We start from the raw sequence: 17,351 nt of genomic DNA on the forward strand, positions 1-17,351 counted from the left end.
CGTATGACGCCGTGCGACCATGAGCAGACGTTCTCCAGGTGAGCTAGCCTTCAACATCGGCGCCTTCCCAACTTCTCTGGTTGATTCCAGCGTATTGTTCCGCTACTTCTCGCATCCAGTACTAAGCGGTGAGACTGGACATCTGGATTGACGCTACTCTAGCCAATCAAAAGAAGTGGGGGTGTCCGGAATGGTCGGGAACAGCTCTGTGCGCCCCAGTAGGAGTGGCGACCAGTTTCACTACCATTGGGCTGCGCGCCAATGCTTGAAGCTCCTCCCTGGAGCTACAGACCTAGTCACGGTGACTATCGAAGGCGCATCGAATCAGGAAGCCACGGACGCTTCTCCTGATGGTGACGAGGTCATCGACGTTGCCTTGTACTTTGGAAGCGAGGATATCTCGGCGTCCCGCCGGGTCCATTACATCCAGTTGAAGCATTCGACGAAGCGCGGCGACAAGGAACTGAAGGCCAGCGACCTGAAGGGAACCATCGCCGGTTTCATCGCCAAGTACGTTGGACTTCGCTCCCACTTTTCTGTCGAGGAGCTCGCGAACAAGTTAAGGTTCAAATTCATTGCGACCAGACCAGCGGATTCAAAGGTGGTGGAAGCGCTCGCCGACCTGGCCAACGGCGCCAAGGATCGCCATCCGGCCATCAGGAAAACGCTTGTTGGCGGAACGGCACTGGACAAGATACAGATACAAGCATTCTTCCAGCTTTTCAGGCTCCAAGCTGACGAAGACGATCTCTGGGCCCAGCGAAATCTATTGACCCAAGATGTCTGTGCATTCCTGCCAGACGCCGACATGGATGCACCCGTCCAGCTGAAGGAACTCGTGACCCGCAAGGCCACGGCAGAGTTCGAGCGGGACCCCGCAATTCGCCGTCGCGATGTCCTGCGAGCGCTGAAGACTTCTGAGGAGGACCTGCGTCCAGCCGAATCGCATATCCCTGACACCTCGGGCCTGATGCCCCGGAGACAGGAGCCCGAGATTCTGTCGACGGTCCGAATGACAGATGTGCCTTTCGTGATCCATGCCGATGGAGGCGTCGGGAAATCGGTAATCGCTTCTCGGATATCGCACCTGATGTCCCCCGGATCGGAAGCCGTGCTTTACGACTGCTATGGCGAAGGACTTGGTCGCTCCGTCTTGCATTTCCGACATCGGTTCCGGGATGCGCTCGTCCAAATTGCAAACGAGCTGGCCGCGCGCGGCCTCTGTTACCCGCTTATCCCTACTACTCGGGCGGACGGGAAGGCGTATATGAGGGCCTTCGTCAGCAGGCTCTCCCAAGCCGTCGACTTGCTTCGCGCGCGGGATCCCGAATCGAGCCTGTGCATCATCATTGATGCCGCAGACAACGCCGAAATGGCTGCCGAGGAGCAAGGAGAGCCTTCCAGCTTCGTGCGTGACCTCATTCGGACCAGCCTGCCCCCTGGTATCAGACTGGTCATGACCTGCCGTACGCATCGGCTGTCCAGACTGAACGCGCCCCCGCACGCAAAGCTGATCGAACTTCTCCCATTCTCCGAGGATGAAACGGCCCGACACCTCAGGAGCGTTTATCCAAACGCGACAGAAAGCGAGGTCAAGGAGTTTGCTTTCCTCAGCAGCTCCAATCCGCGCTTGCAGGCATTGGCGCTATCCCAGGGCCTTCCATTACCTAAGATGTTGAAGGAACTTGGACCTAACCCGAGTACCGTACAGACGGCACTTGGCGAAGTGCTTGAAAAGGCCATCGTGCGGTTGCGGGACAGGGTCGGCACGGTCGAAGCATCCCAAATCGAGGCGATCTGCCAAGCGCTTGCCGTACTCCGCCCGCTGGTGCCGATATCGGTGCTGGCGACACTCTCCGGATCGCCTGAAGGCGCGATCCGCAGCTTCGTCACCGATCTCGGCCGACCGTTGGTCATCAAAGGCAACGGTGTGCACTTCCTGGACGAACCTGCCGAAACATGGTTCCAGGACCGTTTCAAACCCGATGCCGCGGGCTTCAGGCAGTTCCTGGATCGGCTACAACCAATCGCCGCGCATAGCTCGTATGCCGCTGCCGCACTGCCGCAGTTGATGCTTCAGGCAGGTCTATTGAACGAGCTTGTCGAGCTGGCATTGTCCGGAAAGAGCCTGCCGGTCGACAGCCCCATTGAAAGACGTGACGTTGAGACCCAGAGGCTCACATTTGCGTTGAAAGCATGCTTGATGCAAGGCAACAACGTCGCCGCTGCCAAGCTGGCACTCAAGGCCGGTGGCGAGTGCGCGGGCGAAGATCGCCAGTACAAACTCATCCAGGAGAATACCGATATTGCCGGCGCCATCATGGCGGCCGATCGGATCGAAGAGATAGTATCCAGGAGGGTTTTCGGGTCAACCTGGATGGGATCGCACCACGTGTACGACGCGGGTTTTCTCTCCGCACGTGATGAATTCAATGCGGAGGCAGCGAGCAAGCTCCGGATGGCAACCGAATGGCTGAAGACCTGGGCCTCCCTCCCGGAAGAGGAGCGGCAGCACGAAAAGGTCACGGATGCCGACCGGGCCGAGTTTGCGCTAGCAACCCTCAGGATCAAAAGCCCCGCCGAGGCCGCGTGGTTCCTCAGGCGTTGGACATGGCGACCACATGCACTGGCCGCGGGAAGGCGCATCGCTCGTGGCCTTGCCGATATCGGGCGGCTGGAGCAACTCGATTCATTTTGCATGGCGGCATCGAGGAACGTTTGGCTGGTCCTGGGCCTCGCAACTGAGGCCCGGGAGATTGGCCACCTGCTTCCCGCAGAGTCGATTGGAAGGGCGCTCCGGGTACTCACCGACCGGCGCATTAAGCTGGATGGACTGGACAGCCAATGGAACGACCCTTGGCCCATCCTGCGAGCGGTCTGCTCCACCGTCGAGATCGCCATCAAAATACTGCCGGCGGAGCATGAGAAATGGGCCAAAATAATCCGCCGATACTTGCCAACCACTCCACCCAATGACCTGACCAGCAGATTCAACACCGGGCGATCGCAGCTCTTGCGTGCCTATGCTCTCGAGGCTGCGCTTCGAGGCGAGACCGTGGCCTCGGATAGCCTGTTACCGCCTTCCATCGATCAGGATAGCGAAAACAAGAACGCGTACAAAAAAAGTCAGGAGCGGGAGGTCTTCGACCGGGAGGTCGGAGGTCGCCTCCCTTGGTTCGTTCTTGCCGCAGAGATAGCGTGTGGTCGCAAGCCCGTAAATGTGGATGAGGCAATCGACGAAGCGTGCAAGGCGACGAGCCGTGCTGAAGCACGGGTATACGGACAGGAGCACACGCTGCGGCAGACGGCTGCGATCGAATGGCTGTGCATCCTGCGAGACCTGTCTGCCAGCGCCCCCCCGGACCCCACTGCCCTCAGGGAGTGGATTTCCGAACTTGAGCAGCCACTTTGGACCGATACGCTTATTTCGCTTTGCCGTCTGGCAGGACACATCCAGGGATTTGACGACTTTGCTCTGTATCTTGTCAGCAGGGTGTACGGAGACCTTGAAGGGTCACGGGAGCATGCGGAAACGCGCGCGGAATCCTACGTGGCCCTGGCGCGTTCCGTATTGAACGTCAGTCCAGCGGAGGCCAGCGCCTGCTTCAACCAGGCGATCGAAATCTCAAATCGAATCGGCGAGGAGAACCTGTACAGGTGGGATGCTCTGCTCAATCTAGCCCATTCGGCAGGATCCGGTACCAGACGACCAGAGACGGCATATCACCTCTCGCGGGCGGCGGAACTGACGTACGAATACGTCGCCCGCGACAAGCATTTCGCCTGGGATAACACGGTTCAGGCACTGACCGATCTCTGCCCCTCCTCTGCATTCGCGATATTAAGTCGCTGGCGCGACAGGAGGTTCGGTTACATGACCCGCCTGCTGCCCGAAGTGGTCTACCGGTTGATGGATAGGGATCAAATCCCCTCCATCGCCCCCATCGCGCTTTCGGGAATGGACGCCTACTGGAACAGGCGCAAAGACCTTCAGCGCGCGCTTGGCCAGGAAGGTCGCCCCGAGGTGCGGCAACGAATCGCGGGCGTTTCGTATCGCTACATTCGCCTGAGAGGCGGAAAAACCACGTCTTGGTCTAGCCTTGCCGAGATCGCTAAGGAATACGACCTCGATTTTCCCGATCTCGAACGACTCCTTGCCAAGAGTGAAAGGGATGAGGCGCTTCAGGAGGCTTCCAAAAAGCGTACTAGTGCAGCGTACCTGGGATCGCCGCCCAATCAGGCGACCGACACCAGACGTCGTCCGATTTGGAACACCTACTTCCAAGGCGTCGATTTGACCGATCCAGATGCGCTCAGACTTGCCTATGCCGACCTTCGCTACTTCGATCCACCGTACGAGCTAGAGAAGTTCTTTCGCGAAGCACTTTCCAGAATCAAGGTGGGTCATCGACCCGACTTCATCAACGCGGTCGCGATGTGGCCAGACTTCGGCCTGTTCGAGTTGAACTGCCTTTTAAGTGCAATCGACCGACCAATCCCGGCGTTACAGTCCCTACGGGTAGCCTTGCGGTCGGCCGTGTTAGCAGCCTGTCGGAATGATCCGACCCGCGTCAGGCGGGACCGCTGGGGCTCATATATCGACTTCCATGAGCTTTACGACGCGGGCGTGGTTGCAGATGACGACGTCGTTGAGGCTGCACTCGAGGGATTCGCGGCATGCACGGACTCGATGGGTGCGAGCGATCTGTTCCAGATGCTGGAGCCGCTTTCCGTATCAATCACCCCTGAGGAGGCCGATGAGGTTCTCAACTATGGCCTGAAGCTACTGGACGACATACTCCGGCCAGACGATGGGGACGGCCCGTGGCAAGCCGATCTGGCGCCTCCCGAGTCGATCACCGTCGCCTTCGCGGGCTTCATATGGGCGGGGCTTGCGTCCCCGGAAACCGCCAAGCGGTGGGAGTATGCTCACGTTGTCCGCTCGCTAGTCGAGCTCGGGTGGACCGAACTCCTCGAAACGTTGTTTGCGTGGCTGAAGCGAACGGATGCCGATCCATTCACCGATCGCGGACTCGCGTTCTACGGATGGCATGCCCGGCTCTGGTTCCTGATTGGAGTCGCCCGTGGCGCAATGGAGAATCCGGAGAGCCTGCGACCCTTTGCCATTTCCATCCGGGATTGCCTGGAAATGGATCACGTCCTCATCCGGGATTTCGCCACACGCACACTCCTGTCGCTAGTCAACGCGCAAATCGTGGGCGAAGAGGTACTAGAGGTGATCGTGGCAGTCAATCAGCCAAAGCTACCGGAGATCACTACCCGCAGATGGGGAAGCCACGATGAAGAAAACGATGAGCCCGATCCCGGGCCCTCGGATGATAAAGATAGGTATTACTTCGGAATTGACATTGGCCCCTATTGGTTCGCCCCCCTCGGGAGGGTGTTCGGACTGTCGGAGAAATCGGTCGAGAAGCGCTCGCTACGCGCGATGCGACAACACATGCGATGGACGAAGAACAGCGACTGGAGCCATGACGCCAGGCATGGCCGAAAGGTATTCCGCGACCGCGAGACGCACCATTCCCACGGCAGCAGTCCGGATACCGATGATCTCCGTGCGTATCACGCATTCCACGCCTTGATGTTCTCGGCTGCGGAACTTCTCCGCGACAAGCCTGTTCTGCGAAGCCCCGATTCGCCCATCAACGAATTCGAGGAATGGATTTCCAGGTATCAACTTACCGATCCCTCGGGCAGGTGGGTATCCGACCGTCGGGATCCCCGGCCGATTAGCAACCTAGCGGTACCTAGTGAATACTCGGAGAAGGAATGGTGCGGGAGCGTCACCGCGGACTACCTGGATCAGCAGCTCGCAACGGAAAACGGAATGACAGTAGTTTCCGGGAACTGGACTGGACGCATCAATAGAGCCAAGGAGGACGTATCCATCCGTAGTGCCCTTGTAACCAAGGATGGAGCCGAAGCACTGTTGTCTGCCTTGCAGACAGCGCCCGAACTGGGCAGGTTCAGATTGGTCGGCGAGGATGAGGAACGTGATCTACAAGTCGGTACTAAGAAACTGATTGGATGGATCACCGAGCACAGCGTGCCACTGCGACTCGATGAGGCCGATCCTTGGGGTGAGGGCCTCCGCTTTCCGGGACCCGCCCCGTTCGACCGCATCGTAGAGGAGATAGGTCTGGCTGAATCCCCGGATAGTCGCCACTGGGTTGCACCTGAGGGGGGAGTTGTACATAGCGAAACATGGTCGGAGACGACCGGGTATGGCGACGACAAGGAGAGCGAGGCCGGCTGGCGCATGAGTTGCGACCAGCCATTCATCCGCGAGCTGCTCAAAGCCAACCGCGGGATGCTGCTTATTCTGAGTGTCGAGGTCCGCCGCCATCCCAACCGCAACCACGATGATTGGGAAAGCAACCAGTTTCACTATGCCCCCTACAGTCGCTACTACTTGATGGGAGAAGACGGTGTCGCTCACTCGCTCTAAAGCAATTGTGGAACTGGGCAAGCGTTTGGTCGCGGAGCTGAATACCGACGAGGATCTTCTGGCATCCTGGATGATTCACGACATCGCGGAGAAGATCGCTGCCACCGAGACTGCGAAGGGTAAGGCCAAGACGGCTGCCGAAACCGCATGCGCCAACGCTATCCTATTGCTGTGGGAACATCGCGACTCGCTGCCAAGAAGATTGCGGCCGTTCAGGGAGCTGGAGCCCGCTCTCCGCACTCTGGCCTCGCTAGATATTGATCGCAAAGAAAGCCGTTACTTTCCCAGCTCTCTTCGCGCGACGGAAGATGTTGAACCCGACGAACCCGCGCGCACATGGCTTGATCTCGCGATCAGCCTGGATCACACCGCCCGAATATTGATTGCATTTTCACTACGGGAGGCCGCTGGGACGGCAGCAACCAACGCTCTTCCATGGGTTGCGCTGGCGCAAGAGGCAGGCACACAAGCAGAAATCGACGAACCCTTGATCAGATTCGTTCTTGATCCGGATGAGCGGATAGATTCGGAATCAGAGTTGGCGGTACAGAGAATGAAAGACAAACTCGCCAAACTCGAAGGATTCATGGGACTTGCAGCCATGATTGCTGATGAGTTGCGCGTTCGCCTATCAGTATTGGATAACCAAGAGAACGACGCAAGTTAGCAAAGCTAGCGAACTTTCGGAGGAGTCTGTGCCATGTTTTGTGTGAACAGGCCACCTTCAGGAAGCTGCAACCTAGCCTGTGCAGACCATGAAGCCTAAGTGGCCGGGCCGAGCACGCGGTCAAAGTCTCGAGCAGTCTGGGCAAGCGAATGTCCGCTTTGGGCCACATAGGGTCCAGAACCAAGGGGGGCTGCTCACAGCACTTTGGCTTTTGCCTAGCGGCGTCGGCTGGTCTATTAGGCATGCACTCAACTACGGTCAACGATTTTTGTGATCTGCCCATTGCCGAATGAGAACTCCGATTTTCCTTGAAGGTCGAGAACAGGACCGGCGAGCGGGCCGTTAGGAATGTCTGCGGCCAGCGTTCCACGGTACGCAATGGTTGCAATGGCGGAGTCGTGGCCCAACTCCAAGCCCGTTATGCGTTGCTCGCGCTCAGAGAACAACAACTTAGACTGCTCCGCGAGTTGTCTGCACTCAGCAGCTCCGGTTGTTGCCGCCGTAAGTTGGTCGCCCGCGTAGTTTTCGAAGCGAACATCTTTGGAAAGAAGCGACAGCATTCCATCAACGTCAAACGCGTTGTAGGAAGCCAAGTAGCGGTCAATGAGATACTTCGATGTTCGAGTGGTTCATGATCTCTCCAAGCAAGCCTAGCTGACTAGTAGACGAACTCATAGGGCCGAGTACACGACTATCCGAGGAGCACCACATGACGTGCGTTTCCCTCGGTGCAACTTGATGTTAGGGCTGGCGAGTTCAGCCAACAAGCCAGCGCACGACGCGAGCTAGCGGCACGCCTTGCCCCCGCTCCAAACTCGCACCGATAGACGTGGAGATGTCCGTTTTGGGTCGATAGCGCCCTGCGCGACAGCAGCCGCGCAGGGCAATCTAAGACATAAAAGCGGAGAGTCAGCCCACCAACTTTAGGTGCGGCTGACCTTTCCCCTTCAGCTTATCCAAGTAGTCTGCCCACGCCTGCATCATCTTCCTACGCTCAGGCAGGTGTTCCGCCCGATTGTAGGCAGCTTTGATGGGGTTTCTTTCAGAGTGAGCAAGCTGCCTTTCGATCGCATCTGATGTCCATCCCATCTCATGCAGCAACGTGGACGCCATACTTCGGAAGCCATGTCCGGTCATATCGTCAGTCCCGTAGCCCAGGCGACGAAGGGCTGCATTGACGGTGTTCTCACTCATTGGATCCCCTGAACTCCGAACGGACGGAAACACGTAGCGTCCATTCCCCGTGACAGGCCGCAGCTCCTCAAGTACAGCAACAGCCTGCTTGGATAGCGGAACAACGTGAGCTACCCCCATCTTCATTTTCGCTCCAGGGATGTTCCATTGCTTCGCCGCAAGATCGAACTCCTTCCATTCTGCCTTCCGCAGTTCACCAGGACGAGTGAAGACCAGGGGAGCAAAGCGGAGCGCGCACTGCGTGACGAGCTGCCCCGTGTACCCATCAATCGCCCGCATAAGCTCACCGACCTTCGCTGGATCGGTTATTGAAGCGTAGTGCCTATTCTTCGCCGTCTTCAGAGCACCGCGAAGAGCACTGGTCGGGTCACGATCCAACCTTCCTGTAGCCACGGCGTAGCGAAACACCTGCCCACAGATTTGGCGAAGGCGCTGCGTCGACTCTATCTTCTCCTGAGCCTCCAACCTACGCAGGACCGCCAACACCTCAGCGGTGCTGATCTCATGGATCTGGCGTTTACCCAACCACGGGAAAGCATAGGTCTCCAGCATCCATGCCGCCTTCTCCCGCGTTGACTGCGCCAAGTCCCCCCGTGACTCGAGCCATTCCATGGCTATCGCTTGGAAGCGGGTATCCACTGACAACTTGGACGTGAGCTTGCTCAATTGCTTGTGCTCGGAGGGATCATGCCCACCACGAAGCCTCGCTCTCGCCTGATCCCGGGCTTCGCCTGCTTCCTTCAGTGAGACCTCGGGGTACACCCCGATCGCCAGTAGTTTCTCCTTGCCATCCCAGCGGTACTTCATCCGCCAGTACCTCGCACCATTGGGCATCACGTGCAGGTAGAGGCCTGCTCCTGCTGCCAACTTGTAAGGCTTGTCCTTGGCCTTCGCGTTGCGCGCGGCCATATCTGTCAATTGCTTAGCACCCATTGGGGGTACATCCTCCTTGCTGAACTCCATTTTCCGAAATGTACCCCCACTTGTACCCCCAACGTCGCTGGATGTACGTGGACAAGCTCGAACCAAAGCGCACAAAAAAGCCCGCATTTCTGCGGGCTTAGTATGAATTCTGGACTTGCCTGGACGCCATAGGATCAGGCGATGGTGCCGCTTATCCGAATCGAACGGATGACCTACTGTTTACAAGACAGTTGCTCTACCAACTGAGCTAAAGCGGCAAGGCGTGTTACGTGCTGCGGTTGCGCGATGGTAGCGCTGCAACCGGAGGAAAGCTGGTCAAGACCGGCTCTTCCCGATCCCCGCCGTGGCCGGGCGCGCCATTCTACCGCAGACGCGCGCAATCCAACGACTGTTGTTGGGCGGCAGCTGCACGCTGCTTCAAGCTGGCCGGGGTCGCGGCGCCGGCGGTGGCGGTGTCCACCCACCAGCTGGGGGCGATTTCGGTGCCGCTGGCGGCCAATTTGGCCGGGAAGCCGGCTGCGGTAAGGGTCGCCAGGCGGCGCTCGGCGCCTTCGCGGTTGCGGTACTGGCCCAGGGCGACGGCATTGGCTTCCTCGCCCTGGGAGACGATGAAGTAGTCGCTGAAACCAGCGTCGACGATGCGCTTGGCGGTGGCCTGGGCTTCCTCACGCGAGGCGGCCGGGGCAATCAGTACCCGGTAGCTGTTGGCGGCCTTGCCGGGCACTTCGCGCAGACGCGGGCGTGCGGCATCAGCACCCAGTGCGGTCAATGCCGCCTGCGCCTGCGCCTGTGTGGCGTAGGGACCAAGACTGGCGCATTGCACGACGGCTGGCGGCTTTACTTCGGCCGGCTTGGCCTCGTCGGGTTTGGCTTCGACCGCTGCAGTGGCAGCTGGCGGCAGCTCCGCCGGCTTGGCTTCGGTAGCAGCTACCGCAGGCGCCGCCGCGAGCGAGGCAGCATCCGTTGCCGAAGTAACAGCGGTTTCAGCGGCAGCCGGGGCAACGGGATTGGTATTGCTGGTCGCCGGTGACGGCAGTACTTCCAGACTGGCAACGCCGGGCTCGGCACGTGGCGCAGCGACGACCGGTTCGGCGCGCGGCGCCATCCACCACAGCGCGACACCAACATTGAGGATGGCCAGCAGGACGATAAGGAGACGGGTCAGCATGCGGTGATCCTACCGGGCGCACGCGCCGTGGTGAACTGCCCAGCGCGCCAGACCATCCAGCACCAGTGCCGGCCGGTAGTCGGCATCAGGCAGCAACGGCAGCAACGGCAATGCGCCGCCGCCATGCACTACAAGTGCCGGTTCGCTGCCGAGCAACAGCTGCGCCTGGCGCAGGCTGCGTTCGACCAATGCCACCGCAGCGCCATCGCAGCCGGAAGCCAATGCATCGGCGGTGTCGTTGGCGAACTCGGCGTAGTCGCCGCCGGTGGCGGGCAACTGCACAGCACGCGCATGCAGGGCTTCGCGCATCACCGTTGGCGAGGCACCGATGCGGCCGCCACGATGCAGGCCATCAGCATCGATCAGGTCGATGGTAAGAGCAGTGCCGACGCCGACCACCAGCACCGATTTCTGCGCTGGCGCCACCGCCAGCAAGCCGAGGAAGCGATCGATGCCGAACTTCTCCGGTCGTGCGTAGGCTACGGTTACGCCCGCACACTGCGGCAGGGTTTTGGCCACCTGCACCGTAGTGAAGCGGGCCTGCAGAATCTGCATGACTTCTTCGGTCAACGCTGCCGAGGCAACGCTGGCCACCCAGGCGGTATCGCCTTGCGGCAGGGCTTCCAGCGCACTGGCGGTGATCGCCTCGGCGCCATGCGCCCAGGCCTGCACGCTGCCGGCGCGATTGCCGTGCAGCGGCGCAAATTTGAAACGCGAATTGCCCAGATCAAACAACCAATCGCTCATGCCGCCCTCACGCTGACTTCGCCGGCATGGAAACAGGTTTCCCGCCCATCAATATTCACCCGCAATGCGCCGTCCTCGGCCAGCCCGCAGGCCACGCCATCGTGCAGCACGCCGGCTTCTTCCACTCGCACCGCGCGGCCCTGCAACACGTCCATGCCCGCATAGCGCGGCAGGAACGGTGCCAGGCCGTGCTGCTCGAACTGCTCCAGCGCAGGCAGCAAGGACGTCAGCAAAGCCGCCACCACGGTATTACGCGACACCTCGGCGCCGGCCAGCGTATCCAGATCGGTCCACGGTTGGGTGATATCTGCGGCGCTGGCCTGCGGCATGCGCACGTTCAAACCCAGCCCGATCACCGCCCGTGCCGGGCCGGCAAATTCGCCGCCGCCCTCCACCAGCAGGCCGCCGAGCTTGTGCCCGTCCACGACCACGTCGTTGGGCCACTTCAAGCCGGCATTGCGGAAACCCAGCCCGTGCAGGGCTTCGACCACCGCCACCCCGACCGCCAGGCTCAGCCCGCCCATCCGCGACAGGCCACCACCAAAGCCGCGCGACAGTGAAAGATAGACATGCGCTGCCAAAGGCGAGGCCCAATGGCGGCCACGGCGACCACGGCCACCGGTCTGGCGCTCGGCCAATAGGACCGCGGTTCCGCGCTCAGGCGCGCTGCGCTGCAGCAATTCCGTGTTGGTTGAGCTCAATGTCCAGCCTATTTCCAACTCGGACAGCAGCGGCAATACCACCGCCGGCAGACCGGTGCGGATCTGTGCCGGGTCCAGCAACTCAAGCGGCTGGGCCAGCCGATAACCGTCACCGGCACGGCCCTCGATCGCCACGCCAGCGGCGCGCAGCCCTTGAATACGCTTCCAGACGGCCGCCCGGGTCAGCCCAAGCTCACGCGCCAGCGCGTCACCGGACAACGCTCCGGTACCCAGCTTGGCCAGCAGTTGGCGGTCATCCACGGCAGTTCCCTCACAACAGACCCGGAAATTATGCGGCATGCCCCGAGGGCCGCCCAGCGCCGCTCCCCTTTTCTGGAGAAAAAGCAGGCTAGAATCGGGAATTAGCCCGCCTTTGGATGTTGACGATGCGCCACCTCGCTCATTGCCTGATCCTGTTGCTGGCGCCAGTTGCAGCGCAGGCTTCGGATGCGCTCGGCGGCGCTGGCCAAAGTGCGTGCAGCTACGCCCCGGCCGAAGTGGAGCGCGTCGCCGCCCCGGCCGCCGCCGTCAGCATCGCCAACGCCCCGCCGGCGACTCCGGTCCCGGCCAAGACCGCCACCCCGCGTGCCGGTGGCGGCAGCGACGATGATCTGTTGCCGCGTCTGCGTGCACCACGCTGGCATCGCCTGCTGCCCGGGATGTTCCGCTGATCCAGTCGTTGTTGCGCTGGTGGCAGCGCACACCGCCTCCGCTTGATGACACGCTCTGGCAGCACACCTGCCAGCAATGTCTGTGGCTGTCCACCTTGTCCGCCGAACGCGAGCGCAAGCTGCGGGCGCTGGTGGAACTGTTCCTGCAACGCAAGACCATCACTCCTGTTACCGGACTGGAACTGGATGAGGGCCAGCGCATGTTGCTGGCCGCCTTGTGTTGCCTGCCGCTGATCGAGTTCGGCCGCGAGGGCCTGCATGGTTGGTCGGAGCTGGTGGTGTATCCGGATGCGTTCCGGGTACGCCAGAGCCATACCGATGCAGCCGGGGTAATGCATGAGTGGGACGACGAGCTTATCGGCGAAGCCTGGGGCAGCGGCCCGCTGATCCTGTCGTGGGCCGATGTGCAGGGTGATATTGCCGATCCGCAGGCTGGCTTCTGCGTGGCCGTGCATGAGATGGCGCACAAGATCGATGCGCTGGATGGCGCCATCGATGGCACGCCGCCGTTGCCGCGTGAATGGCAGCGGCAATGGGCGCGGGATTTCCAGCAGGCCTATGACGCGTTCTGCGCGCAGGTGGATGCGGATGTTGAGACCGTGATTGATCCATATGCGGCGGAAGCGCCGGAGGAGTTTTTTGCGGTAGTCAGCGAGTACCACTTCTCCGCGCCGGAACTGCTGGTGCGGACGATGCCGGCGGTGGCGGAGCATCTTCGACGGTTTTATGGGCCGGTTGAAGCTGGACTGCGGTAGCGCTGAGGCAAGATCAAAAGCCAACCCCTCCCCGACCCTCCCCTTGGCTACGCCAAAGGGAGGGAGCGGAGCGCATGCCTTGCTCCCTCCCTTGCGCACGCAGTGCGTAGGGGAGGGCTGGGGAGGGGTTGGTCTTTGATTTTGACTTTGGCTTTGACTCCTCACGCACCCAGTGCGGAGGACAGCCGACCGGCCGATGCCGTAGCCCTCCTCCGGAATCAGATACCCGGCGGCAAGGTCACTTCGAAACGGGCACCGCCCAGTTCTTCGGAACGTTTGACCTGCAGTTCACCGCGATAGGCCTTGATCAGGTCCTGCACGATCGACAGACCGATGCCATGGCCCTGCACGCGCTCATCGCCACGCACGCCACGCTGCAGCACCTTGGCGATGTTGTCCTCGGCAATACCCGGGCCATCATCGTCCACTGCCAGCACCAGACCGGCGCGCTTGCCGTTGCCTGCGGTGATCGGCTTGGCCGTCAGCAGCACGCGGCGGTTGGCCCACTTGAAGGCGTTCTCCAGCAGGTTGCCCAGCAGTTCCTGCAAGTCGCCCGGCTCGCCGTAGAAGTTCACCCCCGGCGTTACCTCGAACTCGCAGAACACACCCTTGGCGGCGTAGACCTTTTCCAGTCCACGCACGATTTCTTCGGCGGTGGTTTCGATCGGCACCGGTGCCGAGAACAGCTTGTGCCCGGACGATGCAGCGCGCGCCAGCTGGTAGGACACCAGGTTGTTCATGCGCTGCAGCTGCACGCCTACTTCTTCGCGCAACTCGGCATCGCTGCTGTTGCCGCTTTCCAGTTGGGTACGCAGCACTGCCAGCGGTGTCTTCAAGCTATGCGCCAGGTCGGCCAGCGTGTTGCGCTGGCGTTCGAGGTTTTCGCGCTCGCTTTCGATGAAGGCGTTGATGCTTTCAGTCAGCGGTTCCAACTCGCGCGGATGCAGTTCGCTCATGCGCTCGCGTTCGCCGCGCTGCACGCGGGTCAGCTCGTTGATCACGCGCTTGAGCGGACGCAGGCTCCACTGCAGCACCAGCGTCTGCAGCAACAGCAGGATCAGGCCGGTAACACCCAGCCAGAACCACACCGCCGCTCGGAAGCTGCGCAGCTGCATGCCCAGCGCGCGCGAGTCCTCGAGCACATAGATGGTGTACGGAAATTCGGATTCTGGTGCGCCATCGCCACCCCATACCAGGCCCATGCCATAGCGATAGACCTCGCCGGGCGTGCCGTCGATCTGGGTGATGGGTAATGGGCCTTCGAACACTTCCTCACGCGGCTTGAGCGTACGCTCGCTCACGTCCGGCAGCATGGGCCCTTCGGCCGACATCGAGTTGGCTACATGGCCGGGCATGACGACCTGCAGGTACAGACCGCTGCCGGGAAAATCAAAACGCGGATCCGGTGGCTGTTCGCGGATGTACAGCGAGCCATCACGGGTGAAATCGATGCCACCGGCATAGGCGGTGGCGTAGTTCTTCAGACGCTCACTGAGGTTGTCACGTGCGGTCTGGCCGAAGGCCGCGTCCAGTGCGTAACCGGCCAAGGCCAGGAAGGCCACCAGGCCCACCGAGGCAGCCAGCAGCTGGCGGGCCTGCAAAGAGCGGGGCCGCCAACGCTTCAATAGCCACTGACGGCCCGTCATGACGCTACGCCCCTACGGGGCTCAGCCCTCGTTGCGCGGAATCGCGAAACGGTAACCGCGGCCACGCACGGTTTCGATCGGCTTCAATTCGCCATCCGGATCGAGCTTCTTGCGCAGGCGGCCGATGAACACTTCCAGCACGTTGGAGTCGCGGTCGAAGTCCTGCTGGTAGATGTGCTCGGTCAGGTCGGCCTTGGAGACCAACTCACCGGCATGCATCATCAGGTACTCCAGCACCTTGTACTCGTAGCTGGTCAGGTCGACATTGCTGCCGGCCACGCTCACCGTCTGTGCGGCCAGATCCAACGCCACCGGGCCACATTCCAGGGTCGGCTTGGACCAGCCAGCGGCACGGCGCAGCAGCGCGTTGACGCGAGCCAACAGCTCTTCGACGTGGAACGGCTTGACCAGATAGTCGTCAGCGCCCTGCTTCAGGCCCTCGACCTTGTCCTGCCAGCTGGAACGTGCGGTCAGGATCAGCACCGGGAATTTCTTGCCCTCGTCACGCAGCGCGCGGATCAGCTCCATGCCCGACATCTTGGGCAGGCCCAGATCGATGATGCCCACGTCGAACGGCACTTCGCGGCCCATATACAGGCCTTCTTCGCCATCCTGAGCGGCATCCACGGCGAAACCTTCGCGCTTGAGGCGTGCCGCAAGGGTTTCCCGCAGCGGGGCTTCGTCTTCAACCAGAAGGATACGCATGAACTCTCCCTAGTACTTTGGGCCGGCCTGGCGGCCAGCGTGTGTATTCAAAAACCACAACCACTATCGCTGTTCAGGAGTTATCGCCGCGTGGTGGCAGCTCCGCCCGCTGGTCGCGCGGGTGGTCTCGTGAAGGCGCAGGGTCGTCCATGTAGCGTACGCGCCCACGGTCATCCATGTATTTGACACGGTTGATGTCGCGGCCGTCGTACGGCACGCGCTCGGCACCAAGAATGCGCCCACCGGTCTCGCGTTGCACGCGCCGCACGGCGTCGGACAACGAGCGGTCTGTACCCGCCTGGCGGCCGGCACGGGCAACGCGCTCACCACCCTCAACACCACGGGCGTTGTCGCCCCGCGACTGCTGCGGCTGCTGCGCCGACGCCACGACCACGCCCGGACCGGCCACGACCAAGGTGGCAATCAGGGCGACCAGCAGACGACGACGGGAAAGCGAATGCATGGGACAGATCCTAGCGGACGGCGAGGCAACGTTCAAAATTCGTAAACCACGGACCGGGAAAATTTTCCGGAGAGCTTACGAAATTGAGCCAAATTCTTGATTTTTAGGGGTGAATCCGATCTGAACCCGGCCCCGGCTCGACGCACTCGTTCAGCAAGCTGACCGGACAAATACCGAATAACCGCCCCAGCAGACGCTTCACGCAACCCGTTCTGCCTGCCGACGGGTGACCTGCAGTGCCTGTTCGACCAAGCCCCAATCAGCGCCGGGCCGGTGTGCGCCCTCGCTGAGCACCTGACGGAAGCCACGCCCACCCGGCTGCCCATGGAACAGGCCAAGCAGGTGCCGGGTGATGTGTTTCAGGGCCAGACCGGCGGCCAGCTGCGCTTCCACATAGGGGCGCATCGCGACCAGCAGCTCCTCGCGCCCGCGCAGCGGCTGCCCGGTCTGGGCACAGTCCAGCGCATGCAACACATAAGGGTCGTGGTACGCAGCCCGGCCGAGCATTACCCCGTCCAGGTGCTGCATATGCTGCTGGGCGGCCTCGACTGTGGCGATGCCGCCATTGATCACCAACAGCAGCGTCGGTCGCTCGCGCTTGAGCTGGTAGGCCCATTCGTAGCGCAGCGGCGGAATCTCGCGGTTCTCCTTGGGTGACAGGCCTTTGAGCCAGGCATTACGGGCGTGCACCACCACCATTGCCGCACCGGCCTGTACCTGCCGGTCCACAAAACCGGCAAACACGTCGTAGTCCTTGTCCTCGTCCACACCCAGGCGGCATTTGACCGTGATCGGGATATCCACTGCGGTCACCATCGCCGCGACGCATTCAGCAACCAATTCAGGTTCGCGCATCAGGCAGGCGCCAAAACGCCCGGCCTGGACCCGGTCCGACGGACAGCCACAGTTGAGGTTGACCTCGTCATAGCCCCAATCGGCGGCGATACGCGCGGCCTGCGCTAGGGCAGCCGGATCGCTGCCACCCAGCTGCAGCGCCAGCGGCTGCTCGACCGGATTGAAGCCGATCAGGCGCTCGCGGTCGCCATGGATCACCGCATTGGCATGCACCATCTCGGTGTACAGCCGCGCACCCGGCGCCAGCAGCCGGTGGAATACCCGGCAATGCCTGTCGGTCCAGTCCATCATCGGGGCGACGGACAGACGCAGGGAGTCGGCGTAGCGGGTGTTTTGAGGCAGGGAAGGCATGCAGCGCGAGGTCTTGTGATGCGTGGATCGGCTAT

At 61.3% G+C, this 17,351-nt stretch carries 13 protein-coding genes and 1 tRNA gene; 4 read left to right on the forward strand and 10 right to left on the reverse strand.

The features are described 5' to 3' along the window. Positions 1 to 301: 301 nt before the first annotated feature. Positions 302 to 6,469, forward strand: a complete 6,168-nt coding sequence (locus tag ACVOLZ_RS03905; RefSeq protein ID WP_481515125.1) for an NACHT domain-containing protein — start codon at positions 302 to 304, stop codon at positions 6,467 to 6,469. After that, positions 6,450 to 7,136: an AVAST type 3 anti-phage proein Avs3b gene (gene avs3b, locus ACVOLZ_RS03910; protein ID WP_481515126.1), complete on the forward strand. Its 687-nt coding sequence runs from the start codon at positions 6,450 to 6,452 to the stop codon at positions 7,134 to 7,136. Before ACVOLZ_RS03905 ends, avs3b begins: the two co-directional genes overlap by 20 nt. 248 nt (positions 7,137 to 7,384) lie before the next feature. On the opposite strand, the gene ACVOLZ_RS03915 is transcribed toward avs3b, so the two are convergent. The 6 genes from ACVOLZ_RS03915 to birA form a co-directional block, all read right to left on the reverse strand. Then, complete coding sequence (locus ACVOLZ_RS03915; protein ID WP_481515127.1) at positions 7,385 to 7,729, reverse strand: nuclear transport factor 2 family protein; 345 nt, start codon at positions 7,727 to 7,729, stop codon at positions 7,385 to 7,387. 316 nt (positions 7,730 to 8,045) lie between these two features. Beyond that, positions 8,046 to 9,263, reverse strand: coding sequence for a tyrosine-type recombinase/integrase (locus ACVOLZ_RS03920; protein ID WP_481515128.1), 1,218 nt, complete (start codon positions 9,261 to 9,263; stop codon positions 8,046 to 8,048). 172 nt (positions 9,264 to 9,435) lie between these two features. After that, positions 9,436 to 9,511: transfer RNA gene (locus tag ACVOLZ_RS03925), tRNA-Thr, on the reverse strand. 104 nt (positions 9,512 to 9,615) lie between these two features. Next, entirely contained in the window at positions 9,616 to 10,422 is an 807-nt protein-coding gene (locus ACVOLZ_RS03930; protein WP_481515129.1) for an SPOR domain-containing protein, read from the reverse strand. A gap of 9 nt (positions 10,423 to 10,431) precedes the next feature. After that, a complete protein-coding gene (locus tag ACVOLZ_RS03935; RefSeq protein WP_481515130.1) occupies positions 10,432 to 11,169 on the reverse strand; it encodes a type III pantothenate kinase in 738 nt (245 codons plus the stop codon). Continuing rightward, positions 11,166 to 12,131, reverse strand: a complete 966-nt coding sequence (gene birA / locus ACVOLZ_RS03940) for a bifunctional biotin--[acetyl-CoA-carboxylase] ligase/biotin operon repressor BirA (RefSeq protein WP_481515131.1) — start codon at positions 12,129 to 12,131, stop codon at positions 11,166 to 11,168. Before birA ends, ACVOLZ_RS03935 begins: the two co-directional genes overlap by 4 nt. Positions 12,132 to 12,256: 125 nt before the next feature. On the opposite strand from birA, the gene ACVOLZ_RS03945 reads away from it, so the two are divergent. Together ACVOLZ_RS03945 and ACVOLZ_RS03950 are read left to right on the forward strand one after the other, a co-directional pair. Further along, positions 12,257 to 12,541: a hypothetical protein gene (locus ACVOLZ_RS03945; RefSeq protein ID WP_481507829.1), complete on the forward strand. Its 285-nt coding sequence runs from the start codon at positions 12,257 to 12,259 to the stop codon at positions 12,539 to 12,541. Then, complete coding sequence (locus ACVOLZ_RS03950; protein WP_481515146.1) at positions 12,508 to 13,296, forward strand: M90 family metallopeptidase; 789 nt, start codon at positions 12,508 to 12,510, stop codon at positions 13,294 to 13,296. The genes ACVOLZ_RS03945 and ACVOLZ_RS03950 overlap by 34 nt, the downstream gene beginning before the upstream one ends. Before the next feature lie 218 nt (positions 13,297 to 13,514). On the opposite strand, the gene ACVOLZ_RS03955 is transcribed toward ACVOLZ_RS03950, so the two are convergent. The 4 genes from ACVOLZ_RS03955 to dusA form a co-directional block, all read right to left on the reverse strand. Beyond that, positions 13,515 to 14,942 carry an ATP-binding protein gene (locus ACVOLZ_RS03955; RefSeq protein WP_481515132.1) on the reverse strand — a complete coding sequence of 476 codons (1,428 nt, stop codon included), beginning with the start codon at positions 14,940 to 14,942 and terminating at the stop codon, positions 13,515 to 13,517. A gap of 21 nt (positions 14,943 to 14,963) precedes the next feature. Beyond that, positions 14,964 to 15,647, reverse strand: coding sequence for a response regulator transcription factor (locus tag ACVOLZ_RS03960; RefSeq protein WP_057627010.1), 684 nt, complete (start codon positions 15,645 to 15,647; stop codon positions 14,964 to 14,966). A 73-nt stretch (positions 15,648 to 15,720) separates the two neighbouring features. Continuing rightward, positions 15,721 to 16,110, reverse strand: a complete 390-nt coding sequence (locus ACVOLZ_RS03965; RefSeq protein ID WP_481515133.1) for a PepSY domain-containing protein — start codon at positions 16,108 to 16,110, stop codon at positions 15,721 to 15,723. A gap of 198 nt (positions 16,111 to 16,308) precedes the next feature. Further along, positions 16,309 to 17,316 (reverse strand): tRNA dihydrouridine(20/20a) synthase DusA, encoded by a 1,008-nt coding sequence (dusA, locus tag ACVOLZ_RS03970; protein ID WP_481515134.1) that lies wholly within the window; start codon positions 17,314 to 17,316, stop codon positions 16,309 to 16,311. Positions 17,317 to 17,351 lie beyond the last annotated feature (35 nt).

This window comes from Stenotrophomonas sp. STEN020, assembly GCF_056760195.1.

Bases quoted from the DNA above. Each gene is read 5' to 3' on its own strand.
- ACVOLZ_RS03920 (WP_481515128.1), bottom strand. From the start codon at position 9,263: ATGGGTGCTAAGCAATTGACAGATATGGCCGCGCGCAACGCGAAGGCC.
- ACVOLZ_RS03930 (WP_481515129.1), bottom strand. From the start codon at position 10,422: ATGCTGACCCGTCTCCTTATCGTCCTGCTGGCCATCCTCAATGTTGGT.
- ACVOLZ_RS03935 (WP_481515130.1), bottom strand. From the start codon at position 11,169: ATGAGCGATTGGTTGTTTGATCTGGGCAATTCGCGTTTCAAATTTGCG.
- ACVOLZ_RS03945 (WP_481507829.1), top strand. From the start codon at position 12,257: ATGCGCCACCTCGCTCATTGCCTGATCCTGTTGCTGGCGCCAGTTGCA.
- ACVOLZ_RS03955 (WP_481515132.1), bottom strand. From the start codon at position 14,942: ATGACGGGCCGTCAGTGGCTATTGAAGCGTTGGCGGCCCCGCTCTTTG.
- ACVOLZ_RS03960 (WP_057627010.1), bottom strand. From the start codon at position 15,647: ATGCGTATCCTTCTGGTTGAAGACGAAGCCCCGCTGCGGGAAACCCTT.
- ACVOLZ_RS03965 (WP_481515133.1), bottom strand. From the start codon at position 16,110: ATGCATTCGCTTTCCCGTCGTCGTCTGCTGGTCGCCCTGATTGCCACC.
- dusA (WP_481515134.1), bottom strand. From the start codon at position 17,316: ATGCCTTCCCTGCCTCAAAACACCCGCTACGCCGACTCCCTGCGTCTG.